The 1,036-nt window shown below is 64.7% G+C and carries 1 protein-coding gene; it reads right to left on the bottom strand.

Features of this window, described 5'->3' with window-relative positions; all coding sequences use genetic code 11:
* Window positions 1-1,036: flavodoxin-dependent (E)-4-hydroxy-3-methylbut-2-enyl-diphosphate synthase (gene ispG, locus ADL25_RS11625; RefSeq protein ID WP_059127614.1), on the bottom strand; the 1,036-nt coding region annotated here is incomplete at both ends.

Raw genomic sequence — 1,036 nt, 5'->3', positions numbered from 1 at the left:
CGGCTCGCCGGATGCGACGCCGTCCTTCTCCATCTGCTCGGCGAGCTTCATGGCCTCCTCGATCAGGGTCTCCACGATCTTCGACTCGGGCACCGTCTTGATGACCTCACCCTTCACAAAGATCTGACCCTTGCCGTTGCCGGACGCGACACCCAGATCCGCCTCACGCGCCTCACCCGGACCATTGACCACACAGCCCATCACCGCGACCCGCAGCGGAACCTCCATCCCCTCCAGCCCCGCCGTGACCTCCTCGGCCAACTTGTACACATCCACCTGCGCACGACCGCACGACGGACACGACACGATCTCCAGACCACGCTCCCGAAGACCCAACGACTCCAGAATCTGCGCGCCCACCTTCACCTCCTCCACCGGAGGAGCCGACAACGACACCCGAATCGTGTCACCGATGCCCTGCGACAACAGCGCACCGAACGCCACCGCCGACTTCACCGTGCCCTGGAAGGCCGGACCCGCCTCCGTCACACCCAGATGCAACGGATACTCACACTGCGCCGCAAGCTGCCGATACGCCTCGATCATCACAACCGGATCGTTGTGCTTCACCGAGATCTTGATGTCCCGGAAACCATGCTCCTCGAACAGCGACGCCTCCCACAGCGCCGACTCCACCAGCGCCTCCGGAGTCGCCCTGCCGTACTTCTGCAGCAACCGCCGGTCCAACGACCCCGCGTTCACCCCGATCCGAATCGGCGTCCCACGATCCCCGGCCGCCTTCGCGATCTCCCGCACCTTGTCGTCGAACTGCTTGATATTGCCCGGATTCACCCGCACCGCCGCACAACCCGCCTCGATCGCGGCGAACACATACTTCGGCTGGAAGTGAATGTCCGCGATCACCGGGATCTGCGACTTCCGCGCGATCGTCGCCAACGCATCCGCATCATCCTGCGTCGGACACGCCACCCGCACGATCTGGCAACCCGACGCCGTCAACTCCGCGATCTGCTGCAACGTCGCACCGATGTCCGACGTACGCGTCGTCGTCATCGACTGCACCGACACCGGAGCG

It is taken from the genome of Streptomyces sp. NRRL F-5122, from assembly GCF_001507435.1.
Lineage (GTDB): Bacteria > Actinomycetota > Actinomycetes > Streptomycetales > Streptomycetaceae > Streptomyces > Streptomyces lannensis.
This window is presented reverse-complemented; position numbering and strand designations above follow the sequence as displayed.